This is a genomic window from Xanthomonas sp. AM6 (assembly GCF_025665335.1).
Classification (GTDB): Bacteria; Pseudomonadota; Gammaproteobacteria; order Xanthomonadales; family Xanthomonadaceae; genus Xanthomonas_A.
Genome location: NZ_CP106869.1, coordinates 827,037 through 849,703, shown reverse-complemented (window position 1 = coordinate 849,703; position 22,667 = coordinate 827,037). Strand labels below are relative to the sequence as shown.

Sequence of the window (22,667 nt, the reverse complement as noted above, 5' to 3'; positions counted from 1 at the left end):
ATGCCGCGGACGCGGCATGCGCAGGACGGGAACGGCGGTCATTGCGTGCGTCGGTGTTCGGCCTCCGTCAGCAGTTGCGCCAGTTGCGCGTCGCCGCGCTGCTGCGCCAGCGCCGCCGGGGTCTTGCCGTCGGCGTCGCGGGTGCCGGCATTGGCGCCGGCGGCGAGCAGGCGGCGGGTGGCCTCCTCGCGGCCGGCGGCGGCGGCCAGCATCAGCGGGGTGACGCCGGCGCGGTTGGGCCGGTCGGCCTCGGCGCCGCGCGCCAGCAGCGCGTCGAGGATCTTCGGATCGTTGCGTGCCACCGCGAACATCACCGGGGTGAACCCGGCCGGATTGCTGCGGCGCACGTTGGCGCCGGCGCCGAGCAGCGCCTGCACCAGGTCGGCGTCGGCATAGGAGATCGCCAGATCCAGCGCGGTCCAGCCGTCGTGGGACACCACCTCGACCTTGGCCCGGCGCGCCAGCAGTTGCTTCAGGCTCTGCGCGTCGTTGGACCACGCTGCCTTCATCAGTGGCGTCCAGCCGTTGCCGTCGCGGGTCTCCACGTTGGCGCCGGCGGCCAGCAGTTCGCCGACCAGCACCGGCGCCTGGTTGCGGATCGCCTGGTGCAGCGGCGGCTCGCCCAGCAGGTTGGGCCGGTCGGCATTGGCGCCGTGGCGCAGCAGCCAGGCCACGCGCACGCCATCGCCGGCGTCGAGCGCATGCGCCAGTTCCTGGTTCGGGTCGGCGCCGTCGGCGATGCGCAGCTGCAGTTTTGCCAGCATGTCCGAGGATGCCTGCGGACTCGGCGTCGCGGTGTCCTCGGCCGGCGCGGCATAGCTGCCGTGCGAGCGCAGGTCGCCGTCGACGACGCAATCGGCGCAGGCCACCAGCGGCACGTGGTACTCGCGCAGGATCGCCTCGATCCTGCCGGCGCTGCGCTGCATCGCCTCGTTCAGCGCATCGCGCAACGCGGCGTTCTTGCGCGACACCGCCCACGCCATCGAATACTCCAGCACTTCGTCGTCGACGACGTTCAACGGCACCACGCCCAGGCCGCCGCGCGCGGCGTAGTAGCCGGCGACCGGCCCCCACGATTCGGCGGCGTCGAGCTGGCCGCCGGCGACGCGTTCGGCCAGCTTGCCGGGATGCTCTTCCGGCGCGGTCGCCGAATCGTAGAACAGGTATTGCACCTCGCCGGTCACGCCGTGGTCGTACAGCGCCTGCCGCGCCGGCGAACTCTGGAACACGCCGATCTTCAGCTTCTTCAGCGCCGGATCGTCCAGCGACGCCGGCTGCAGCGCCAGGCCCTTGCGGGTCACCAGCACATAGGTGGAGCGGTACAGCGGACGCGTGGGCAGGCCCATCTCGAAATCGCTGTTCATGTCCATCAGCACGTCGCACTTGCCGGCGTTGATCGTGCTGCGCGCCAACCCGCGTTGGTAGTAGGTGCGCCACTCGTACTGCAGGCGCCGGCCCATCGCCTCGGCGAGGACCTGCGCGATCTTGTTCTGGAAGCCTTCGCCGGCACGGTTGGACAACGGCATGTTGCCCGGATCGGCGCAGACCCGCAGCACCGCCGCATCGGCGGGGAGCGCGGTGGCGGGCGTCGCCGGCGCCGGCTTGGCGGCCGCAGCGGACGCGGCCTCAGGAACGCGAGCCGTCGCGGACGACGGCTCGCGCGTGCAACCTGCGGCGACGAGTCCGAGGCTGCAAAGCAGCAACACGGCGCGCGCGCCCTGGTACGGGCGTCGCGCAGCGACCGCCTCACGGCGGCCGCTGGCGACGGGGGCGCGTGGCCGCCGGCTCATCGCGCGGTCTTGGCCACGGCGGCCGGCGCCCCGCCCGCCGCAGCGGTGGCGGTGGCGGTCGGGGTGACGGTCTTGCCGGCGCCGTCGAGGCGGAAGGTGTGCACCATGCCGCCCAACGGGATCTTGTCGAAGCCGTTGCTGAAGGCCAGCCCGGCCGCGCCCAGCGCGCCGTACGGATCGCCCGGGTCCAGGCCGCCGGCGACCGGCAGGCCGATCCAGCCGCCGATGCCGGAGAACACCGCCACGTACTGGTGGCCGTTGGCCTTGTAGGCGATCGGGTTGCCGATGATGCCCGACGGCAGCTTGGCCTCCCACAGCTTCTTGCCGGTGTCCTTGTCCACCGCGCGGAACCAGCCGTCGAGCGTGCCGTAGAACACCAGCCCACCGTCGGTGACCAGGGTCCCGCTCCACACCGGGAACTTCTCCTTGATCTCCCACTTGGACTTGCCTTCGACCACGTCGAACGCCTTGACGATGCCCAGCGCGCCGGGCTCGTTGGGCTTCATCATCACGTTGGCGAACACGTACGGCAGGCCCATCATGGTGTTGCCGCGCTCCTGCGGCTCCAGTTCCATGTGCCAGTTGTTGGTGCCGCAGAAGAACACCGCCGCATTGGCCGGATCCACCGAGCACGGCTGCTGGTCCTTGCCGCCCATCGCCGACGGGAACGCCTGCACCTTCTTGCCGCGCTCCAGCGGCGAATGCGCGGCGACCTTGATCGGGCGGCCGGTCTTCATGTCGATGCTCTCGGCCCAGTTGGCCGGCACGAACTTGTGCGCGCGCAGCAGCGTGCCGTCGCGGCGGTCGAGCACGTAGGCGAAGCCGTTGCGGTCGAACTGCACCACCGAGGGCACCTGCTTGCCGTCGATGGTCAGGTCGACCAGGATCGGCTCGTTGATGCCGTCGTAGTCCCACTGGTCGAACGGCGTCTTCTGGTAGCCCCACACCGCTTCGCCGGTGTCGATCTTGCGCGCGAACAGGGTCATCGACCACTTGTTGTCGTGCTCGCCGTTGTTGCACTCCTCCTGCGTGGTCTTGCCGCAGCGGTACGACGGGCTCCACAGGCCGGGATTGCCGGTGCCGTAGTAGACCAGCTTCAGCTTCGGGTCGTAGCTGTACCAGCCCCAGGCGGCGCCGCCGCCGCGCTTCCATTCCTCGTTGGGGAAGGTCTTGATGCCCAGGTCGCCGAGCTGGCCGTGCTGCGGATTGGCCTTGTTGAAGTCCGCGCCCAGGCAGATCGCCTTGTCGCTGCCGGCGGCGTCGCACGACCACACCTGCTTGCCGTCGGCCAGCGAATACGCCGCGACGCGGCCAAGCACGCCGAACTCGTTGCCGCTGATGCCGGCGACGACCTTGCCGTCGGCGACGATCGGCGCCATGGTGATGGTCTCGCCCTTGTCCGGGTGCGCCATCTTCTGCTTCCACACTTCCTTGCCGGTCTTGGCGTCGAGTGCGATCACGTCGCCGCTTAGGCTGCCGAACACCAGCTTGCCGTCGGCGTAGGAGGCGCCGCGGTTGACCGTGTCGCAGCACGCCACCGCCACCGAGCGCTCGTCCTGCTGCGGGGTGTATTTCCACAGCACCTTGCCGCCGTCCTCCTGCGCCGCCAGGTCGATCGCGAACACATTGTTCGGATAGGCGCTGACCATGTACATGATGTTGCCGATCACCAGCGGCTGGCCTTCGTGGCCGCGCGTGGCGTCAGTCTTCATTTCCCACGACATCTTCAGGTTCTTGACGTTGTCGCGGTTGATCTCGGCCAGCGGGCTGTGCCGGGTCAGCGCGAAATCGCGGCCGATGCCGCCCCAGTTGTCGGGATTGCTGGCGGTGGTGGCGAACTCGCTGTCGGTGTCGGCCACCGCGGCCGGCGCGGCGGCGGCCGGTTGCTGCGCTGCGGGCGCGGCGGGCGCCGCGGCCTCTTCCTGCTTCTTGCAACCGGCCAGCACCAGCGCGGTGGCCAGCGCGAGCAGCGTCCAGGTACGGGTACGACATGGAAGACTGTGCATCGTTCTACTCCCCTCGTTGAAGTGCCGTGGCGCTCACCGTCGGACGGCCGGCGCGGCGGGATGCGGAAACATCGGGAGAGAGCGAGCAATCGACGTGCCATCGCCCTGCTGCACCGCGCCATCCCAGGCGCCGCAGGGGTCGGACGTTGCGAAGGCGCACATGCGCCCTCGCGCCCTGGCCGCGCTGTATCGGGAACGGCACACTTTGTGCCACCCGCCTGTATCGCGGTTGGCGCAACCGGGAGAAGAGCGTGTGCCAAGCAGAAACGACCGGATGCCCGGAAGAATCCAGTGCAGGCGCCGAACCGATCCGCAAACCAGGCTACTGATGCGCATCTACAGGTATGTGCCTGGCTCCTTGCAGGATTGAGCGCCACTGCTGCGCCACAGGGATTGCTGCATCGGCAGCGCCGAAAAACCCCAGCGGCGACAAATCGCTACGCCCGCAGCCGTAGGCTCTTCGGCTACGGCTACGGCTACGGCTACGGCTTCGGCTTCGGCTTCGGCTACGGCTACGGCTCTGGCATTTGTTGTTGCTGTTGCCTTGGGCTTTCGGGGTCCCTTACGCAGCGGCGAATAGGCCGGGAAAAACCCGAAGGGCGGCGCACATGGATGTGCGCCGTTCGCGGCAGGGGCAGGATGCCCCTTCCGCGAATCCCGGCCTATTCGCGGACCCGGAGCGCGCAGCGCGGAGGGCGCGGAGGCGGGGTGTGCTTGACCAGCCTTCGGCTGTGGTGAAGCGCTTCTTTTGGTTACTTTTCTTTGCACAAGCAAAGAAAAGTAACTCGCCGCAGGCGAAAGCTTTTGCCTTGCTTTGCTTTGCCTTGCTTTGCCTTGCTTGCATCCCCTTCTACGGTCCGAAGGATGCAAAGATTGGCAATCCAGACGACGCATGGGCCCGGGAAGCCGGTCCGCACGGCGGTAGCGTCGGGACTGAGGTCCCTCCTACTGACGTGTTACCAGGTTACCGAACGGCACCCAGCGCGACCGCAATGCTACGCCGCCGCTCCCGAACACCCTACCCGGCCACGTCCCGCCACCACGCCAACAACGAAGCACAGTCCGCGAAATGCAGATCGGCCAACGCCGGCCACGCATTGTCCGCATGCAACAGCACCGTCGTCGCGCCGGCATCGCGCCCGCATTGCAGGTCGTAGGCATGGTCGCCGACCATCGCCAGCGCGTGCGGCGCCACGCCCCAGTGCGCGGCCAGCTGCTGCAGGCCACCCGGATGCGGCTTGGGCGGCGCCTCGTCGCGGCCGAGGATGGCGGCCGGCTCGAACAGGTCCTCGACCCCGATCTCCTGCAGCGTCAACCGCGCCAGTTCCTGCGCATTGCGGGTCAGCACCGCCAGCCGGCAACCGGCCGCGTGCAACGTGCGCAACAGCGCCGGCGCGCCGGGCGCGGCGACCGCCTGCAACGCCAGTGTGCGCTCGTGCTCCAGCAGCCAGGCGTGCTTGGCCGCGCCCTGCCCGGCCGGCAGCGCGGCCAGGTGCTGCAGGATGTCGGCCTGTTCCGGGATCTGCAGCTCGCGGCGGATCAGCGCGAAATCGTGCACCGCGCAGGTCAGCGTGCCGTCCATGTCGAACACCCAGTGCCGCACCTGCCGCAGGCGCGCGGCGGCTGGGGTCGCGCTCAATCCCATCCCGGCATCTGCGATCCGTCCAGGCCGCCGGTCTCGAATACCGCCGTGCGCGTGCCGCCGGCCTTCACCGGGAATTCGATCTGCAGCACCGTGGTCTTGCGCGCCAGCTTCCACAGCGCCTTGTCGTCGCTGATGAACATCGCGATCGCCTCGTCGGTGTTCGGGCGCCACGCCGCGGCCGCGCGCGGCGCCGCGTCGTCGGCCTTCAGCTGCACCTTGCAGCCGCCGGCGCAGCGGAAATCGCCGGCCTGCAGCACCAGGTAGGCACTGCGCTTCCACTCCGGGTGATCGCGGAACACCAGCTGCACCGGCTTGGGCCCGCTGCCGTCCACGTCGACCTTGTCGCGGCTGTACAGCATCGCCGAGCGCTGCGTGCCCTTGCCGGCCGGCACCTGCGAATACTCCCAGGCCGCCTGCATGCGCCGCAGTTCGCGCGCCGCCTCGCCCTTGGCCTTGACCTCGGCGTAACCCGGCTCGATGCGCTCGGCCGCGTCGGTGCCGGGATACTGCTGCAGCAGCGCCGCGCCATGGATCCGCGCCAGGTCCCAGTTGCCGGACTTCACCGCGGCGTCGTACTGCTTGGCCAGGTCCTCGGCGGCCTGCGCCTTGGCCTGCGCCTCGGCGGCGGCCTGCGCCTTGCGCTCGGCCTCGTGGTCGCCGCAACCGGCCAGGGCGACGGCGCACAACGCGCCGAGCAAGATGCGTTTCATCGGGGGACTCCTCGTTGGATCAAGTCATCGATCGCCTGCGCGACCTCGTTCGGTTTCTCGACGATGGACATGTGGCCGCTGCCGTCGAGCAGCACCTGGATCGCCTGCGGCACGCGCGTGGCGTACAGCGCCAGCGCGCTGGCATCGATCACCGCGTCCTGCACGCAGTTCAGCAGCAGCGCCGGCTGGCGGATCTGCGCCGCGTCGTCGAACGGCAGGAACGCTTCGTCGCTGCGGCCGATCCGCGCCAGCACCTGCTGTTCGAAGCCGGCCTCGCGGCGGCGCCAGGCGACGATCGACGGCACCGCCCAGGACGGGATGCGCGGCTTGCTCGGCTCCAGCAGGAACACCGTGTCGATGTAGCGGCGCAGCGAATCGGCGTCGTGCACCGCGAACGGATTGTCGCCGTCCAGCACCGCCTGGCCGAAGGCGTTGTCGGAAAAGCGCACGCCGGCCGCATTGAGCAGGCCGACGCGATCGAACACGTCGGGGTGGCGCGCGGCGGCCAGCGCGGCGATGCCGCCGCCCATCGAATGCCCGACCAGCACGCATTCGCTGCCGGCGCGGCGCACGCACTGCGCAGCGAACGCGGCCACGCGCTCGGCCTGCGCGGCGAAGCCGTAGTCCTGCCCGTCGATGCGCTGGCTCTCGGCCCAGCCGGGCAGGTCGGGAATGAACAGGTGATAGCGCGCGCCGAGCACGCGCGCCAGCGGCAACCAGTTCTCCTTGCTGCCGGTGAAGCCATGCACCAGCAACAGGGTCGGCGCGGCGGGGTCGGCCGCGGCGCGATGCAGATAGGTCCAGCGATGCCCGGCGACCTGCGCCTGGCCGCGCTGCAGGCCGCTGCCGCGGCGCAGGCGCAGGCCTTCCAGGCGCACCAGCAGGAACGGATCGCGATGCACGGCGAACAGCAGGCCGAGCAGCAGCACCACGAGCACGGCCACGACGAGGCCCAGCAACAGCAGCAACACCGCCGTCAGCAACATGGAAGAGCCGGGAACCGGAAACGTGGCATGCGCCTACCTTCGCATGCGGCCCCGGCCTGCGCCAAGTCCTGCATGGGACGGCCTGTCATGGCGGACGCTCGGGGCGTTCTACCAACCTTCGGGGCATTTACCAACCAATGTGGGAGCGGCTTCGGTCGCGACGGGCTTTATCGGTAAAGCCGTCGCGACCGAAGTCGCTCCCACAGGAGGCTGCCTCTCTCGGCGCGCCGCCTCAGTACGCGGCGGCGCCCTTGTCGGCCTTGGCCAGCATGTCCTCCACCGACACCGTGGTGATCGGGTGGTAGCCGGGCTTGGCCTGGGCGAAGACCTGCTTGGCGAAGGCCAGGCCATCCGGGGTCTTCACCAGCTCGGCGTAGATCGGCAGGATCAGCTTGCGGCGGCCGACGCGGGCGATGAACTCGCCGGCGGCCGGACGCGCCTCGGCGTAGCCGCTGCGGATCGCCAGCGGATACCAGCGCATCGCGATCTCGCCGTTGGCGGTGCCGGTGAAGTGGTAGGCGCCGTCGAGCTGCTTGAGCTGCTCGGGGGTGAGCGTGGCGCCCAGGCCGCTGAGGAAACGCACCCACTCCTGGGTGGTCCAGGCGTCGGTGACCTGCTTGGTCGGCAAGGTGCCGCTGCCGGTCCAGGCGATGCGCGCGGTATCGACCATCGCGAAGCTGCGCGAACGCGCCTTCTGCGCGAACGCCGGGATGCCCGGCTCGTCCAGCCACGCGTGCAGTTCGGCCTCGCTCACCGCGTCGGGCTTCTTGGCCAGCAGGTTCTTCTTCAGATACGCGACGAACTGGTCGGTGTTGGCGCTCTGGAACGCGTGGTCGTCGAACCAGCCGCGCAGGAACGGATCGAAGGTGGCGCGGCCGAAGCGCTGCTCCAGGAACTGCAGGAACCACGCGCCCTTGACGTAGGCGACCTGGCTCAGCGCATCGTCCGGATCGCGCTCGGTCAGCGCCGGCAGCGCCAGCGCCTGGTCGGCCGGGCTCATGTCCTTGACCTCGGCGAGCAGGTCGGTCTGGTCGATCTCGCGCTCCATCTCCGCCGCTTCGGCGCCGTACAGCGCCTCGGTGATGCGCGCCTGCACGTAGGTGGTGAAGCCTTCGTTGAGCCAGATGTCCTTCCAGCTGGCATTGGTCACCAGGTTGCCGGACCAGCTGTGCGCCAGTTCGTGCGCGATCAGCGACACCAGCGACTTGTCGCCGACGATCACGGTCGGGGTGGCGAAGGTCAGGCGCGGGTTCTCCATGCCGCCGAACGGGAACGACGGCGGCAGCACCAGCATGTCGTAGCGGCCCCAGCGGTACGGACCGTACAGCGTTTCGGCGGCGACGATCATCTTCTCGGTGTCCTCGAACTCCTTGGCCGCCTTGTCGGCCATGGACGGTTCGGCCCAGATGCCCGAGCGCGCCGAGACCGGCTTGAACACCAGGTCGCCGGCGGCGATGGCCAGCAGGTAGGACGGGATCGGCTGCGGCATCTTGAACGTGTAGTCGCCGTCGCGCGCCACCTTCGGATCGTTGTCGGCGCTCATCAGCACCATCACGTCGGGACGCGAGGTCACGTGCGCGCTGTAGGTGAAGCGCACGCTCGGCGTGTCCTGCAGCGGCACCCAGCTGCGCGCGTGGATCGCCTGCGACTGGCTGAACATGAAGGGCAGCTGCTTGCCCTCGGTCATCGACGGTTCCAGCCACTGCAGGCCCGAAGCGGTCGGCGCGGTGTGGTAGGCGATGGTGACCTTCTGCGGCTGGTTCGGCGCTTCGATGGTCAGCTTGCTGCCGTAGATCTTGTCGGCCGGCGCCAGCGCGTACTGCAGCGGCGCCAGGTTGCCCTTGCCGTCGTCGCCCTGCACGTTCTCGATGGTCAGCTCGCGCGTGTCCAGCAGCAGCTGCTTGGCGCCCTTGTCCTTCCAGTCCAGCGTGTAGGTGGCGGTGCCGCCGATCTGCTTGCTGTCGAAATCCAGCTTCAGGTCCAGCGCCAGGTCCTTGATCACGACCTTGCCCGGCTCGGCGTAGGAGCTTTCGTCGTGGCTGCGGTCGGCGGGTTTCACGGCGGCGGCGGGCGCGGGCTTGGCGGCGGGAGCGGCGGCTTCGGTCGGAGCTTCGCGGGAACACCCGGTCGCGATGACCGCGGCCAGGGACAGCAACAGGAACGGGGAACGCATGGCGGACAGCACCGGATCGGGGAAACCGGCAGTTTACTGGAAGCGGGGATTGGGGATTCGGGAGTGGGGATTCGTAGAAGCGCGCTGCTTTTGCGAATCCCCACTCCCGAATCCCCAATCCCGGCCTAAATCCGATAGCCGGAGTGGATCGCGACGATGCCGCCGGTCAGGTTCTTGTAGTGGCTGCGCTCGAAGCCGGCCTCGGCCATCATGCCCTTCAGCGCGTCCTGCGGCGGGTGCTTGCGGATGCTCTCGGCCAGGTACTGGTAGCTGTCGGCGTCCTTGGCGAACAGCTGGCCCAGGCGCGGCAGGATCTTGAACGAATGGAAGTCGTAGATCGGCTTGAACCAGTCGGCGGTGACCGCGGAGAACTCCAGCACCCGCGCCTGCCCGCCGACCTTCAGCACCCGGTACATCTCGCGCAGCGCCGCGTCCTTGTCGGTGACGTTGCGCAGGCCGAAGGCGATGGTCACCAGGTCGAAGCTCTGGTCCGGGAACGGCAGCGCCTCGGCATTGCACTGCACGTAGTCCAGGCCCGCGACCAGGCCGCGGTTGGTCAGCCGGTCGCGGCCCACCGAGAGCATGCCGGCGTTGATGTCGCCCAGCACCACCGCGCCCTCGTCGCCGACCCGCTCCTTCAGCAGCGCGGCGATGTCGCCGGTGCCGCCGGCCAGGTCGAGCACGCGGTCGCCCGGCTTGACCTGCGCGGTGGCCACGAAATAGCGCTTCCAGGCCCGATGGATGCCCAGGCTCATCAGGTCGTTCATCAGGTCGTAGTTGCCGGCGACCGAGGTGAACACCTCGCCGACCAGCTTCTGCTTGTCCTTGGCGGCGACGTCGCGGAAGCCGAAATGGGTGGTGCCGGTCTTGTAGGGGGATTCGCTCATGCCGGGATTATCGCACTGCTGGCGCCGCCGTGGCCCGCGGCGGTCGGTCGCAGCCGCCACTGAGCCGACCGGCGGCCCGCCAGCCGCGCGACGCCTGCCCCGGCGCGCGCACGCCAGCGCCGCGCGCGGCAAGGCGCGCGCGGCCGTCGGCGCGGTCCTCAGAACTTCAGCACCAGGCCGAAGTCCACGCCCTCGATGCCGTAGCCGCCGGCATCGCCCTGGCCGAGGTCGGCCGAGGTCTGCTCGTTGCTGTAGGCGATCGTGCAGGTGCCGCCGGCGTCGTTGTGGATGCGCGCGTAGTCGGCGTAGAGATAGGCCTTGGCCGACAGCGCGTGCTGGTAGCCCACGCCCCACTTGTCGCAGGTGTTGTCCACGTAGGACGAATCGCGCCGGCTCCATGCCGCCTTCCACAGTCCGTTGGCGCCCATCGGCGCGGTGAACCCCAGCAGATAGCCCTTGTGCTCGTGGTAGAAGCCGAGCGCGGCGACGTCGAACGGCTGCTGGATGTCGATGCGCTCGTAGAACCCGTACAGCTTGAGCGGACCGAAATCGTAACTGGCGCCGAGCAGATTGATCTTGAGCCGGGTCAGGCCGGGCACGTCCTCCCACCATTCTTCCTCGTGGTCGTAGCCGATGCTCAGCGGCCCCTTGTTGTAGGCCAGGATCACCGCATACAGCGGGCTGCGGCTGTCGCGGTCGCTCACGCCGAGCAGGTTGGGCGTATAGGCGAAAGTGGCGTTGAAGCCGCGCCAGGTGGGCGTGACGTAGACCACCGCGTCCTTGGCCCGCGACACCACCACCTGCAGCGCACCGGCGCTGGCCACGGAGCGGCCCTTGAACGGGTCGTACTGCTTGAGCACCGCGGCGCGCCCGCCGTCGACGGTGCCGCCGAGCAGCGTGCCCCAGCCGCCGGTCGCGCCCAGCCAGGCATGGCGGGTGTAGAACGTATCGCCGCCGCTGCCGGCCTCCTCGTCGCCGGCCAGGTTGACGCCGACCTCGACCTCGCCGATCAGGCGGGTGCCGCCGCCCAGCGCGTAGCCGAGCTTGAGGCCGACGTTGCTGCCGTCCGAGCCGGCCGCGCTCTGCAGGTCGTGCTCGGTGCCGGTATCGGCGACCGCGCCGTTGCCGCCGCGACGGCCGACGTAGCCGATGTCCAGCGTGCCGTACAGCGAGGCGCTGGCCGCGCCGTCGCTCCACTGCAGCCCCTGCGCCTTTTCCTGGTCCTGGTCCTGCGCCTGCGCGCCGGTCGCCACCCCTGCGGCCACGGCCAGACCGCCGAGCCCTTTCCACATCGTGGTATGCATCGCGTGTCTCCTGCAATCGGACAACAGCGTTTCTGCAGCACGGCCTGCGCCGAGCCGGCGGTGCGGGGGGTGGGGTAGAGCGTTCATAGTCCTATTTGCGCGGCAAGTAAAGCAGCACGCCGACGCCGGCCGCATGCGTACCGGCGGCGCACGCAGGCCGGCGCCGTGCGCGAAGACCGTGCGCAGATCCCGCCTCCCGCCCGCGACCGGTGGTGACAGCCCGCGCGGCCGTGCGCACTATGGCGATCCTCACACCACGGAAGCCGCACTCGATGATCGCCACGCCCGATTACCGCGCCCTGCTCGACACCGCCATCGCCGAGGCCCGCCAGGGCCTGGCCGAGGGCGGCATCCCGATCGGCGCGGCGCTGTACCACAACGACGGTCGCCTGCTCGGCTGCGGCCACAACCGCCGCGTGCAGGAAGGCGATCCTTCCGTGCATGGCGAGACCGACGCGTTCCGCAAGGCCGGGCGCCAGCGCCGCTACAGGGACACCATCATGGTCACCACGCTGGCGCCGTGCTGGTACTGCAGCGGCCTGGTGCGCCAGTTCAACATCGGCACCGTGGTGGTCGGCGAATCGGTGACCTTCCAGGGCGGCATCGACTGGCTGCGCGACAGCGGGGTCGAGGTGATCGACCTGCACAGCCAGGAATGCATCGACCTGCTCGGCGGCTACATCGCCGCCCATCCGGACGTGTGGAACGAGGACATCGGCGAGGACTGAGCGCGGCGCGCCAGCCTGCCCGCAGGCGCCGCGCGGCGCCCGCGCGAGGCCGGCGGCAGCGGACTCAGAACCGGTACTGCGCGCCGAGGGTGAGCGTGCGCGCCGCGCCGACCGCCACCCACGGCGTCGCCGCGACCGAACTGGTGTAGTAGCCGCGGTCGAACACGTTGTCCACGTCCAGCGACACCCGCAGCCGCGCGTCGACGCGCCAGTACGCCAGCAGCTTGGCCACGGTGTAGGCCGGCAGCCGCGCCGGCGCGACGCCGGCATCGGCCTGCGCCTGGGTGTAGGCCTCGGCCAGCCGCGCGCCGGTATGGGTGATGCCGCCGCCGACGCCAAGCAGGCCACCGCCGGGCAGCGGCGTCTCGTGCACCGCCAGCAGGCTGCCGTTGAGCCTGGGCACGTTGATCAGGCCGCCGCCGACCTGCAGCGTGTTGTCGCGCAGCACCTGCACCCGGTTCCACGAGGCGCTGGCGTTGATCCGCCAGTGCGCGCCGAGCTGGCCGGACAGGTCGGCCTCGGCGCCGCGGCTGCGCACGCGGCCGGCGGCGATCTGGTTGCCGGGGTTGCGCGGATCGCCGGTGAGCACGTTGTCCTTGACGATCTCGTACAGCGCCAGGGTGCCGCCCAGGCGGCCGTCGCGCGCCTGCCATTTGCCGCCCAGCTCCAGCGCGCGCCCGGTCTCCGGCGCCGGCGCGCTGGTGGTGGCGGTGCCGTACCACACGTCGGAGCCGTTGTTGGGGCGGAACGAGCGCCCGGCGTTGAGGTACCACGACCACTGCTCGCCCGGCGCATAGCTGAGCCCGATCCGCGGCGTGGTCCTAGCCGGAGTCTGCGTGTAGCGGCCGCCGCTGCGCGCGTCGCGCAGGGTCTGCCGGTAGCGGTCGTGGCGCAGGCCCAGCAGCAGCGTCCACTGCGCGTTCAACGCCACCGCATCCTGCAGGTACAGCGCGGCGTTGCGCTGGCGCTCGTGGGTGTCGACGAACGGCAGCGGCGTCGGCAGCGGCTGACCGTAGACCGGCGCGAACAGGTCCAGCGCATACGGCGCGGCCGCGGTCGGGCGGACCCGCAGCATGCGCTGGTCGAGCACGAAGTCGTACGCCTCCATCCCCACCAGCAGATCGTGACGCCAGGCGCCGCTGCGCGCCTGGCCGCGCAGTTCGGCCTGCAGCGCGCTGTCGTGCGAGGCGAAGTCGCGCCAGCGCCGCTGCCGCCACAGCGTGCGGCCGTCGGCCTGCACCGCGCTGGGTTCGGTGGAATGGCCGCGCAGCGAACCGTCGCGGCGCGAGGCGGCGAGCAGCCCGCTCCACGCATCGGAGAAGTCGTGCCGCAGCAGCAGCTGATGGTTGCGGTTCTCGACCTGCACGTCGCCGTCGCCCGGCTCGCCGAGGAAGCGCGAGCGCGGCAGCGCGCGCAGGTCGCCGCGCACCGCGACCGTGCCGCGGTCCAGCGGCGCGCGGTGCCGCAGCCACTCGCCGTTGTAGTTCAAGGTGGTGGCCTCGCCCAGGCGCCAGGTGAGGGCCGGCGCGAGGAAACGGCGCCGGATGTGCACGACATCGCGGAAGCTGTGCTTTTCCTCGGCGGCGAGGTTGAGCCGGTAGGCGACGTCGGCGCCGAGCGGGCCGGTGCTGTCGACCGCGGCCCGGTACGCATCGTGGGAGCCGGCATACAGCTCCAGCGCGGTGGCCGGCCGCCACTGCGGCAGCTTGGTGACGACGTTGAGCGTGCCGCCGGGTTCGCTGCTGCCGTACAGCGCGGCGGCCGGCCCCTTCAGGAACTCGATCGCCTCGACGTTGGCGGTGTCGCGCGGGGCGTTGTAGCCGCGGTTGCCGGACAGGCCGTTGAGCAGGGTCGCGCTGCCGGTGTTCTCGTTGCCTGGCAGGCCGCGCACCGCGAAGTTGTCCCACAGCCCGCCGAAGCCGTTCTGCCGCGAAATACCGCCGACGTAGTCCAGCGTGCCGTCCAGGTGCGCCGCGCCCAGGTCGTCGATCGCCTGCCGCGGCAGCACCCGCACCGACTGCGGCAGCTGGCGCAGGCTCAGGCCGGTCTTGCTGCCCTGGGTGGCGTCGGCGTAGTAGGTGCCCGAGTCGCGGCGCCCGACCACGCGCACCGCATCCAGTTCGGTTGGGTCGGCCTCCGCGGCCGACTCCGCCGCGGCGTCGGCGAGCGCATCGGCCTCGGCCGGGCCGGCGCTCAGGCCGGCCAGCAGTGCGGCGACAAGGGACAGGGAATGCGGCGAACGTGGCGACATGGAGCGAGGCACCTGAGAAGTAATGTTATATTATTTCAATACTCGCACGAACCGCACCGCATGTCTTCTGCTTCCCTCGCCGCTCCGCCCTCCCTCCCCTCCTCGCGCCTGGCCTCGATCGATCTGCTGCGCGGCACGGTGATGCTGCTGATGCTGCTCGACCACGTGCGCGAGACCTTCTACCTGCACCACCCGGTCGGCGATCCGCTGGACGTGGAGCGCACCGCGCCGGCGCTGTTCGTGGCGCGCCTGCTGGCGCACCTGTGCGCGCCGGTGTTCGTGTTCCTGACCGGGCTGTCGGCGTGGCTGTACGCGGCGCGGCAGCCGCACGGCCGCGCCGCGGCGGCGGGGTTCCTGCTCAAGCGCGGGCTGTTCCTGGTCGTGCTGGAACTGACCCTGGTCAACTTCGCCTGGACCTTCGCCTTCCCGCCGCAGGTGGTCTACCTGCAGGTGATCTGGGCGATCGGGCTGAGCATGCTGGCGCTGGCGGCCTTGCTGTGGCTGCCGCGGCCGCTGCTGGCGCTGCTCGGCGCGGCGCTGGTGGCCGGGCACAACCTGCTCGATGGCGTGCACGTGGCCGGCGACGGCCCGCTGGCCACGGCCTGGGCGGTGCTGCACGATCGCGGCTGGCTGCAGCTGGGCGAACTGCGCCTGCGCACCTCGTATCCGCTGCTGCCGTGGATCGGGGTGATCGCGCTGGGCTATGCGGCCGGCCCCTGGTACGGCGCCGCCACCGCGCCGGCGCAACGGCAGCGCCGGCTGCTGGCCTGCGGGCTCGGCGCGCTGGCGCTGTTCCACCTGGTGCGCTGGCACAACGGCTACGGCGATGCGCCATGGCATGCCGATGCCGACGTCGTGCATACCGCGATGCGCTTCTTCAACGTGACCAAGTACCCGCCGTCGCTGCTGTTCCTGCTGCTGACCCTGGGCGTGGGCCTGCTGTTGCTGCGCCTGTACGAGCAGCCGCGGCTGGCGCGGGCGCTGGCGCCGCTGGCCACGATCGGCGCGGCGCCGATGTTCTTCTACCTGCTGCACCTGTACGTGCTGAGGCTGCTGTACCTGGCCGCGCTGGCGCATTGGGGGCCGAACCAGGGCACGCTGTTCGGCGTGGACAGCGTGGCCGCGCTGTGGGCGATCGCCGCGGTGCTGGGGCTGGCGCTGTACTGGCCGGTCGCCGCGTTCGCGCGGCTGAAGGCGCGGCGCCGCGACCTGGCCTGGCTGCGCTACCTCTAGCGGGCGACGCGGCGCGGCGGCCGGCGATTCATCGCCGTGCAATGCCGGCATGCTCGACTGGCGTCCCTGTCCGCGCCTGGAGACCCACGATGCCCACCCGCCTGCCGCGCCTGCTGCTGATCGGCCTGATCCTGGCCGCCACCGCCGGCTGCGCCACCGCCGCCAGCCAGCGCGACGCCTGGGTGGTGCAGCAGATCCGCGACTACAACCATCCCTACGCCGCGCAGCAGGCCGAGCTGGACACCAAGATGGCGACGATGGCCGGCAGCGCCTACGCGTTCTATCGCGGCACCGATCATCTGTTCTACCAGGACATGACCACCTGGCCGGCCTCGCTGTGGACCACGCCGCAGACCGGCTACACCTGGCTCGGCGGCGACACCCACGTCGGCAACTTCGACGCCGCGCGCGACAGCAGCGGCAAGGCGGTGTTCCACGTCGCCGACTTCGACGAGGGCCATCTCGGCCAGTACGTGTGGGACCTGCGCCGGCTGGCGGCGAGCATGGTCCTGGCCGGTCGCGACAACGGCCTGTCCGACAGCGACATCGGCAGCGCGATCGACACCATGGTCGGCGCCTACCTGGACAAGATCGGCGACTTCAAGGGCAGCGACGCCGAGAAGAGCTTCCAGCTCGGCAAGAGCAACACCAGCGGCGTGGTGGCCAAGGCCATCGACAGCGCCGACGGCAAGAGCCGCAGCGGCCTGCTGGGCAAGTACACCGCCGTCAGTGGCGGCAAGCGCACGTTCCAGTCCCTGGACAACCTGGTCGCGGTGGACAGCGCCACCTACGCCGCGGTCGGCGCCGCGATGAACGGCTATGTCGCCTCGATCGCCGCGTCCAAGCGCCATGCAGCGAGCTACTACACGGTCAAGGACGTGCGCCAGAAACTCGGCTCGGGCACCGGCAGCCTCGGCCGCAAGCGGCTGTACGTGCTGGTCGAAGGCGCCAGCGCCGCGACCGGCGACGACGTGATCCTGGAATGGAAGCAGGAAGCGGCCAGCGTGGTCGCCGCCGCCGCACCGTCGCAGATGCCCGCTTCCAGCTACGACAACCACGAAGGCGCGCGCGTGGCGCGCACCGCCAAGGCGCAGACCCTGGATGCCGACGTGCTGATCGGCTACGCCAGCGTCGCCGGCGTGCCGTTCTACGTGCACGAGAAATCGCCGTTCCAGGAAGACCTGGACCCGGCCGCGCTGAGCAGCGCCGGCAAGCTGGCCACCGCCGCCACCTACCTGGGCCAGGCGCTGGCCTCGGCGCACGCGCTGGCCGACCAGGACTACGATCCGGCGGTGGTGAGCTACAGCATCGACAAGCAGATCGACGCGGCGGCCAGCAGCAAGAGCGGGCTGAAAGCCGAACTGCGCCAGTTCGCGTTCGACTATGCCGCGCAGGTACAGCTCGACTGGCAGGGCTTCGTGGCCGCGTACCAGGCGGGGACGCCGTTGTATTGAGTGTGGGGATGCCCGCAGTGAGGCGGCGCCGGGCACGCATGTTTGGCTGTAGGAGCGGCTTCAGCCGCGACAGGCTTTACCGGTGGAGCCTCGTCGCGGCTGAAGCCGCTCCTACACGTTTTCCGGGAAACCGACGTCTGGCAGGCAGTCGTGGCCGCGTAACACGCGGCACCGGCGCCGCGCTGCCGCACTGCGCCGGTGCCTTCTTGCGTATCCGGTCTGCCGATGGAACGTCTGCAGGAGCGACTTCGGTCGCGACGAGGCTTCACCGGGAATGCCCGTCGCGACTGAAGTCGCTCACACAAGGTGCCGGTTCGCCTGCTGCGTACCGGCACGCGCGCTGCTACAGGATGTAGCGGCTCAGATCCGGATCCTGCACCAGCTCGCCCAGGTGCGCATCGACGTATGCCGCATCGACGGTGACGCTCTGCCCGTCGCGGTCCGGGGCCTCGTAGCTCAGCGTGTCGAGCAGGCGCTCGAGCACGGTGTGCAGGCGCCGCGCGCCGATGTTCTCCTGGCGCTCGTTGACCAGGAACGCGATCTCGGCGAGGCGGTCGATCGCATCGTCGGTGAAGCGCAGGGTCACCCCTTCGGTCAGCAGCAGCGCTTCGTACTGCTTGGTCAGCGCCGCCTTCGGCTCGGTGAGGATGCGGATGAAGTCCTCCTTGGACAGCGCCGACAGCTCCACCCGGATCGGGAAGCGGCCCTGCAGCTCGGGGATCAGGTCGCTGGGCTTGGCCAGGTGGAACGCGCCGGAGGCGATGAACAGGATGTGGTCGGTCTTGACCGTGCCGTACTTGGTGCTGACGTTGGAGCCTTCGACCAGCGGCAGCAGGTCGCGCTGCACGCCTTCGCGCGACACGTCGCCGCCGGACGATCCCGCCTCGCCGCGCTTGGCGACTTTGTCGATCTCGTCGATGAACACGATGCCGTGCTGTTCGCAGGCCTCGATCGCCGCGGCGCGCACGTCTTCCTCGTTGACCAGCTTGCCGGCCTCTTCCTCGATCAGCAGCGGCCGCGCCGCCTTGATCGTCAGCTTGCGCGACTGCGACTTGGCGCCGCCCAGGTTGGAGAACATCTGCCGCAGCTGCTGGCCCATTTCCTCCATGCCCGGCGGGGTCATGATGTCCATGCTGACGTTGACCGCCACGTCCAGTTCGATCTCGCGCTCGTCCAGCTCGCCGGCGCGCAGCATGCGCCGGAACTTGCTGCGGGTGTCGTTGTCCTGCGCCGAGGGCTCGTTGCGCGCGGCCTCCGGATCGAAGCCGATGCCGGCGCTGCGCCGCGGCAGCAGCGCGTCGAGGATGCGGTCCTCGGCGCGGTCCTCGGCCTGGGTGCGCACGCGGGTCTTGGCCTGCTCGCGGTACAGCTTGACCGCGGTGTCGGCCAGGTCGCGCACGATCTGCTCCACGTCCTTGCCGACGTAGCCGACCTCGGTGAAACGCGTGGCCTCGACCTTGACGAACGGCGCATTGGCCAGCGTCGCCAGGCGCCGCGCGATCTCGGTCTTGCCGACGCCGGTGGGACCGATCATCAGGATGTTCTTGGGCATCACTTCGTTGCGCAGCGCATCGGGCAGCTGCATGCGCCGCCAGCGGTTGCGCAGCGCGATCGCCACCGCGCGCTTGGCGTCGTGCTGGCCGACGATGTGGCGGTCCAGTTCCTGCACGATCTCGCGCGGGGTCATGGTGCTATGGGTATCAGTCATGGTCGGGAAATCGAAGAGGGAATCGGGTATGGAGAATCGGGAGTGGGAAGAGCAGGCGTCATCGGCAACGGAGACAGGAACCGCGGTTGCGATTCCCCATTCCCCATTCCCGATTCACAGCTCTTCGACCACCACGTTGCGATTGGTATAGATGCAGATGTCGCCGGCGATGTTCAGCGCTTCGACCGCGATGGTCTTGGCGTCGAGGTCGGTGTGGCCGAGCAGCGCGCGCGCCGCCGACAGCGCGTAGGAACCGCCCGAGCCGATGGCGATGATGCCGTCCTCCGGCTCGATCACGTCGCCGGTGCCGCTGATGATCAGCGAGGTTTCCTTGTCGGCCACCGCCAGCAGCGCCTCGAGCTTGCCCAGGCGGCGCTCGGTGCGCCAATCCTTGGCCAGTTCCACCGCCGCGCGGGTCAGCTGGCCGTGCTTGTCGAGCTTGGCCTCGAACAGTTCGAACAGGGTGAAGGCATCGGCGGCGGCGCCGGCGAAACCGGCCAGCACCTGGCCGTCGCGGCCGAGCCGGCGCACCTTGCGCGCGTTGCCTTTCATCACGGTATGGCCCAGCGTCACCTGGCCATCGCCGGCCACGGCGACGCGGCCATTGCGGCGCACCGACAGGATCGTGGTGGCGTGGAAAACGTTGGGGTTCTGACTGGGGTCCATGCGGCCTCCTGAGCGGTTCTTCAGGTGTGGGGGCAGGCCGCGGCCGGTTCAAGCGTCGGCTTTCGATCGTCGCCGATCTTGGCGCGGCCCGGGTGCCCGGGCTCGGGCGCGACGCCCCACAGCAGGTACCAGTCCTCGCCTTGCATCTCGAGCGGGTGCATGACGCGCCCGGAGCCGTTGCCGCAGGCCAGATCCTGCGCAGCGCAATAGCGGTCGCAGCCCCAGCAGATCCGCTCGGGATGCGCGGGTTTCAATGGAAAGGGTTTGGCCATCGGGACGCCTAGTCGCTGCACTGGAGCGGGCAGTGTCCGCAGCGGCGGCGCGGCGCGCCTTGATCGAGAACAAGCGCGGGCAGGATTCCGCCGTCAGGACTTGCGCTTGGCGCGCGGATGCGCGGCGTCGTAGACCTTGGCCAGGTGCTGGAAATCCAGATGGGTGTAGATCTGCGTGGTGGCGATGTCGGCGTGGCCGAGCAGTTCCTGCACGCCGCGCAGGTCGCCGGAGGATTCGAGGATGTGGCTGGCGAAACTGTGCCGCAGCATGTGCGGGTGCACGTGCTTGAACAGGCCCTGGCGCCCGGCCAGCTGCTTGATCCGGATCTGCACCGCGCGCGCGCCGATCGGCGCGCCGCCACGGCCCGGAAACACCGGCGCCTCGGCCGCCGCCCTGGTCTCCGCCTGCCATTCCAGCAGCGCCTTGCGCGCGTGCGAGCCGACCGGCACCAGCCGCTGCTTGTTGCCCTTGCCGAGCACGCGGACCAGGCCGCTGGCGAAATCCAGGTCGCGCCAGCGCAGCGCGCACAGCTCGCTCAGGCGCAGCCCGGAGGAATAGAACAGTTCCAGCAGCGCGCGGTCGCGCAGGCCCAGCGGCACGTCGGTCGGCACTTCGACCAGGCGCACCGCCTCGTCCGCGTCCAGCACCTGCGGCAGCTTGCGCGGCGCCTTCGGCGCGCGCAGCGCGGCGGCCGGGCTGGCGGCGATGGCACCGTGCTTGAGCAGCCATGCGTAGAAACTGCGGCAGGCCGACAAGCGCCGCTGCAGGCTCTTCGGCGACAGCCCGCGGCGGTGTTCGGCGGCGATGAAATGGCGCAGCTGCTCGGCGCCGAGCGCGGCGATGTCGCCGCCGGCATTGTCCGCCGCCCAGGCCGCCAGCGCGGCCAGGTCGCGGCGGTACGCGTCCAGCGTGTGCGCGGACATGCGCCGCTCGACCTGCAGGTAGGCGAGGAAGCGGGACGCGGGATCCGGGACGCGGGACGCGGCTTCAACGGCGGCAGCACCGGCCGGCGCGCCCGATCGCGCTTTTCGCGCCCCGCGTCCCGCGTCCTGCGTCCCGGCGTTCATGCGAAGCGCTGCAACGCCACCGTCAGCGACTCGCCCATCATGCGCAGGAACAAGGTGCCCATGCCGGGATAGAAGCGGTTCGGATCGCGGCTGCCGACCGCGAGCAGGCCCACGCCCGGCAGCGGCAGCAGCGCGGTGGACTGCACTTCCTCGATGCGTTCGGCGTACAGCAGCGCCTGCTTTTCCGGCTGCAGGCGGCCGCAGATCGGCTCGCCGTCCTGCAGGCAGTCGCGGAACGGCGCCAGCCGCGGATCGTCCTGGGCCAGGATCTGCAGCCACGGCGCCTGCTCCAGCCCGGGCAGCGGCCGCAGCAGCACGATGCTGACCAGGTCGCCCTGGAAATCCTCCTGCAGCGAGGCGGCCATCGCGCGCACGCTGTCGGCGGCGCTGGTCTGGCGCATCAGCGCCAGGGTCAGCTGGTGGGTGCGCACCGCCAGGCGCTCGTTGACCTGGGCGTTGCCGGCCAGCTCGGACAGGCGCCGCGCCAGTTCGCGGTTCTTGTCGCGCAGCACTTCCAGCTGGTAGCTGGCCAGCGATGCGGTCGGGCCGTCGTCGCGCGGCACCACCAGGGTCAGCGCCAGGTCGGGGAACTGCTTCAGGAACGCCGGGTGGCGGCGCAGCCATGCGGCGATCTCGTGCGCGCCGATCTTGTCCTGGGTGTCGCTCATCGGATCCACTCCCCATCGAAAACGAACGCGGCCGGCCCGGACATCACCACCGGCGCGTCGTCGTGCGGCCAGCGGATGCGCAGCTCGCCGCCGGGCAGCACCACGCGCACGTCGCGCTCCACGCGGCCGCGCTGGATCAGCACCGCCGCGGCCGCGCAGGCGCCGCTGCCGCAGGCCAGGGTCTCGCCGACGCCGCGCTCGTACACGCGCAGGCGCACGTGGCCGCGGTCGATCACCTGGGCGAAGCCGACGTTGACCGAATCGGGAAACGACGCGTGCTGCTGCAGCAACGGCCCCAGCCGCTCGACCGGCGCCGCGTCCACCAAACCCACTTCCAGCACCGCATGCGGATTGCCCATCGACACCGCGCCGAAGCGCACGCTGCCGCCCTGCAGCGGCAGCACGTATTCCTCGCGCGCGCGCGGGAAGCCGATCAGCGGCACGTCCTCCGGGGCGAAGCGCGGCACGCCCATCGCCACCGCGAACTGGCCATCGGCGCCGCGCTCGATGCGGTGCGAGGCGAACGGGCTGTCGATGACGAACGGGTCGCTGCCGGCGGCGCCGTCGCGCACCAGCCAGGCGGCGACGCAGCGCGCGCCGTTGCCGCACTGCCCGGCCAGGCTGCCGTCGGTGTTCCAGATGCGGTAGCTGGCCACCGCCTCGGCGCTGCGCGGCGCCTCGATGGTCAGCAGTTGGTCGCAGCCGATGCCGAAATGCCGGTCGGCCATGCGCATCGCCAGCGCGGCGTCCGGCGCCGGGGTGCCGTCGCGCAGGTCGAGCACCACGAAATCGTTGCCCGCGCCCTGCATCTTGGAAAAGCGCAGGCGCGCCGCGGCGTTGGCCTCACTCATTCCCATCGGTGGGCGTGGTGGTGGTGTCGTCGACCGGCTGCTGCTGGCCATCGACCGGCTGCGCCTGGCCGGCGGGGTCGGTGGTGGCCGGCGGCGTGGCGTCGGACGGCGTGGCCGGCGCGGCTTCCACCGGGACCGGCTTCTGCGGCATCACCAGCGGGCCCTTGTTGCCGCACCCGGACAGCGCCAGCAAGGCGGCACCGAACAGGGCGATACGGATCGGATGACGGAACGATGTGCTCATGCGCCGAGTATAGCCAGAAGGGC

At 70.3% G+C, this 22,667-nt stretch carries 19 protein-coding genes; 3 read left to right on the top strand and 16 right to left on the bottom strand.

The annotated features are described in order from the left end of the window. Positions 1-38: 38 nt before the first annotated feature. The 8 genes from OCJ37_RS03530 to OCJ37_RS03495 all read right to left on the bottom strand — a co-directional run bounded on the left by OCJ37_RS03530 (position 39) and on the right by OCJ37_RS03495 (position 11,501). A complete protein-coding gene (locus tag OCJ37_RS03530) occupies positions 39-1,790 on the bottom strand; it encodes a quinoprotein dehydrogenase-associated putative ABC transporter substrate-binding protein (protein ID WP_263112322.1) in 1,752 nt (583 codons plus the stop codon). Next, complete coding sequence (locus OCJ37_RS03525) at positions 1,787-3,796, bottom strand: methanol/ethanol family PQQ-dependent dehydrogenase (RefSeq protein ID WP_263112321.1); 2,010 nt, start codon at positions 3,794-3,796, stop codon at positions 1,787-1,789. Before OCJ37_RS03525 ends, OCJ37_RS03530 begins: the two co-directional genes overlap by 4 nt. A gap of 1,018 nt (positions 3,797-4,814) precedes the next feature. Next, on the bottom strand, positions 4,815-5,378 hold the full coding sequence (locus OCJ37_RS03520; RefSeq protein WP_263113571.1) for an HAD family hydrolase: 564 nt from the start codon (positions 5,376-5,378) through the stop codon (positions 4,815-4,817). A gap of 53 nt (positions 5,379-5,431) precedes the next feature. After that, positions 5,432-6,151: a hypothetical protein gene (locus tag OCJ37_RS03515; RefSeq protein ID WP_263112320.1), complete on the bottom strand. Its 720-nt coding sequence runs from the start codon at positions 6,149-6,151 to the stop codon at positions 5,432-5,434. Continuing rightward, positions 6,148-7,137, bottom strand: coding sequence for an alpha/beta fold hydrolase (locus OCJ37_RS03510; RefSeq protein WP_263112319.1), 990 nt, complete (start codon positions 7,135-7,137; stop codon positions 6,148-6,150). The genes OCJ37_RS03515 and OCJ37_RS03510 overlap by 4 nt, the downstream gene beginning before the upstream one ends. 232 nt (positions 7,138-7,369) lie before the next feature. Next, positions 7,370-9,310 (bottom strand): M1 family metallopeptidase, encoded by a 1,941-nt coding sequence (locus tag OCJ37_RS03505; RefSeq protein ID WP_263112318.1) that lies wholly within the window; start codon positions 9,308-9,310, stop codon positions 7,370-7,372. Between the two features lie 125 nt (positions 9,311-9,435). Next, a complete protein-coding gene (gene ubiE, locus OCJ37_RS03500; RefSeq protein ID WP_263112317.1) occupies positions 9,436-10,197 on the bottom strand; it encodes a bifunctional demethylmenaquinone methyltransferase/2-methoxy-6-polyprenyl-1,4-benzoquinol methylase UbiE in 762 nt (253 codons plus the stop codon). Positions 10,198-10,355: 158 nt separating this feature from the next. After that, positions 10,356-11,501 (bottom strand): porin, encoded by a 1,146-nt coding sequence (locus OCJ37_RS03495; protein ID WP_263112316.1) that lies wholly within the window; start codon positions 11,499-11,501, stop codon positions 10,356-10,358. 272 nt (positions 11,502-11,773) lie between these two features. Between OCJ37_RS03495 and OCJ37_RS03490 the strand changes: the two genes are divergently transcribed. Continuing rightward, the gene (locus tag OCJ37_RS03490) at positions 11,774-12,229 is read left to right on the top strand and encodes a nucleoside deaminase (RefSeq protein WP_263112315.1); all 456 of its coding nucleotides are present in this window, start codon (positions 11,774-11,776) and stop codon (positions 12,227-12,229) included. Positions 12,230-12,293: 64 nt separating this feature from the next. On the opposite strand, the gene OCJ37_RS03485 is transcribed toward OCJ37_RS03490, so the two are convergent. Beyond that, positions 12,294-14,480 carry a TonB-dependent siderophore receptor gene (locus tag OCJ37_RS03485; protein WP_263112314.1) on the bottom strand — a complete coding sequence of 729 codons (2,187 nt, stop codon included), beginning with the start codon at positions 14,478-14,480 and terminating at the stop codon, positions 12,294-12,296. Positions 14,481-14,540: 60 nt separating this feature from the next. Between OCJ37_RS03485 and OCJ37_RS03480 the strand changes: the two genes are divergently transcribed. Next, a complete protein-coding gene (locus OCJ37_RS03480) occupies positions 14,541-15,713 on the top strand; it encodes an acetyltransferase domain-containing protein (RefSeq protein WP_263112313.1) in 1,173 nt (390 codons plus the stop codon). A gap of 89 nt (positions 15,714-15,802) precedes the next feature. After that, positions 15,803-17,167, top strand: coding sequence for a DUF2252 domain-containing protein (locus OCJ37_RS03475; RefSeq protein ID WP_263112312.1), 1,365 nt, complete (start codon positions 15,803-15,805; stop codon positions 17,165-17,167). A gap of 343 nt (positions 17,168-17,510) precedes the next feature. Here OCJ37_RS03475 and hslU read toward each other — a convergent pair whose 3' ends face one another. The 7 genes from hslU to OCJ37_RS03440 form a co-directional block, all read right to left on the bottom strand. Beyond that, complete coding sequence (gene hslU, locus OCJ37_RS03470; protein WP_263112311.1) at positions 17,511-18,875, bottom strand: ATP-dependent protease ATPase subunit HslU; 1,365 nt, start codon at positions 18,873-18,875, stop codon at positions 17,511-17,513. 114 nt (positions 18,876-18,989) lie between these two features. Continuing rightward, positions 18,990-19,541 carry an ATP-dependent protease subunit HslV gene (hslV, locus tag OCJ37_RS03465; protein ID WP_263112310.1) on the bottom strand — a complete coding sequence of 184 codons (552 nt, stop codon included), beginning with the start codon at positions 19,539-19,541 and terminating at the stop codon, positions 18,990-18,992. Positions 19,542-19,561: 20 nt separating this feature from the next. Beyond that, a complete protein-coding gene (locus OCJ37_RS03460) occupies positions 19,562-19,813 on the bottom strand; it encodes a DUF3079 domain-containing protein (RefSeq protein WP_263112309.1) in 252 nt (83 codons plus the stop codon). Positions 19,814-19,906: 93 nt separating this feature from the next. Beyond that, entirely contained in the window at positions 19,907-20,737 is an 831-nt protein-coding gene (gene xerC / locus OCJ37_RS03455) for a tyrosine recombinase XerC (RefSeq protein ID WP_263112308.1), read from the bottom strand. A 140-nt stretch (positions 20,738-20,877) separates the two neighbouring features. Then, on the bottom strand, positions 20,878-21,549 hold the full coding sequence (locus OCJ37_RS03450) for a DUF484 family protein (RefSeq protein ID WP_263112307.1): 672 nt from the start codon (positions 21,547-21,549) through the stop codon (positions 20,878-20,880). Further along, entirely contained in the window at positions 21,546-22,400 is an 855-nt protein-coding gene (gene dapF / locus OCJ37_RS03445; protein WP_263112306.1) for a diaminopimelate epimerase, read from the bottom strand. The genes OCJ37_RS03450 and dapF overlap by 4 nt, the downstream gene beginning before the upstream one ends. Further along, positions 22,393-22,644: an LPS translocon maturation chaperone LptM gene (locus OCJ37_RS03440; protein ID WP_263112305.1), complete on the bottom strand. Its 252-nt coding sequence runs from the start codon at positions 22,642-22,644 to the stop codon at positions 22,393-22,395. Before OCJ37_RS03440 ends, dapF begins: the two co-directional genes overlap by 8 nt. Positions 22,645-22,667 lie beyond the last annotated feature (23 nt).

Excerpts from the sequence above, each read along its gene's own strand:
- OCJ37_RS03475 (WP_263112312.1), top strand. The coding sequence starts at position 15,803 with ATGCCCACCCGCCTGCCGCGCCTGCTGCTGATCGGCCTGATCCTGGCC.
- OCJ37_RS03495 (WP_263112316.1), bottom strand. The coding sequence starts at position 11,501 with ATGCATACCACGATGTGGAAAGGGCTCGGCGGTCTGGCCGTGGCCGCA.
- OCJ37_RS03520 (WP_263113571.1), bottom strand. The coding sequence starts at position 5,378 with ATGGACGGCACGCTGACCTGCGCGGTGCACGATTTCGCGCTGATCCGC.
- OCJ37_RS03525 (WP_263112321.1), bottom strand. The coding sequence starts at position 3,796 with ATGCACAGTCTTCCATGTCGTACCCGTACCTGGACGCTGCTCGCGCTG.
- dapF (WP_263112306.1), bottom strand. The coding sequence starts at position 22,400 with ATGAGTGAGGCCAACGCCGCGGCGCGCCTGCGCTTTTCCAAGATGCAG.
- OCJ37_RS03510 (WP_263112319.1), bottom strand. The coding sequence starts at position 7,137 with ATGTTGCTGACGGCGGTGTTGCTGCTGTTGCTGGGCCTCGTCGTGGCC.
- ubiE (WP_263112317.1), bottom strand. The coding sequence starts at position 10,197 with ATGAGCGAATCCCCCTACAAGACCGGCACCACCCATTTCGGCTTCCGC.
- OCJ37_RS03485 (WP_263112314.1), bottom strand. The coding sequence starts at position 14,480 with ATGTCGCCACGTTCGCCGCATTCCCTGTCCCTTGTCGCCGCACTGCTG.
- OCJ37_RS03460 (WP_263112309.1), bottom strand. The coding sequence starts at position 19,813 with ATGGCCAAACCCTTTCCATTGAAACCCGCGCATCCCGAGCGGATCTGC.
- OCJ37_RS03515 (WP_263112320.1), bottom strand. The coding sequence starts at position 6,151 with ATGAAACGCATCTTGCTCGGCGCGTTGTGCGCCGTCGCCCTGGCCGGT.
- hslV (WP_263112310.1), bottom strand. The coding sequence starts at position 19,541 with ATGGACCCCAGTCAGAACCCCAACGTTTTCCACGCCACCACGATCCTG.
- xerC (WP_263112308.1), bottom strand. The coding sequence starts at position 20,737 with ATGTCCGCGCACACGCTGGACGCGTACCGCCGCGACCTGGCCGCGCTG.
- OCJ37_RS03450 (WP_263112307.1), bottom strand. The coding sequence starts at position 21,549 with ATGAGCGACACCCAGGACAAGATCGGCGCGCACGAGATCGCCGCATGG.
- OCJ37_RS03530 (WP_263112322.1), bottom strand. The coding sequence starts at position 1,790 with ATGAGCCGGCGGCCACGCGCCCCCGTCGCCAGCGGCCGCCGTGAGGCG.
- OCJ37_RS03440 (WP_263112305.1), bottom strand. The coding sequence starts at position 22,644 with ATGAGCACATCGTTCCGTCATCCGATCCGTATCGCCCTGTTCGGTGCC.
- OCJ37_RS03490 (WP_263112315.1), top strand. The coding sequence starts at position 11,774 with ATGATCGCCACGCCCGATTACCGCGCCCTGCTCGACACCGCCATCGCC.
- OCJ37_RS03480 (WP_263112313.1), top strand. The coding sequence starts at position 14,541 with ATGTCTTCTGCTTCCCTCGCCGCTCCGCCCTCCCTCCCCTCCTCGCGC.
- OCJ37_RS03505 (WP_263112318.1), bottom strand. The coding sequence starts at position 9,310 with ATGCGTTCCCCGTTCCTGTTGCTGTCCCTGGCCGCGGTCATCGCGACC.
- hslU (WP_263112311.1), bottom strand. The coding sequence starts at position 18,875 with ATGACTGATACCCATAGCACCATGACCCCGCGCGAGATCGTGCAGGAA.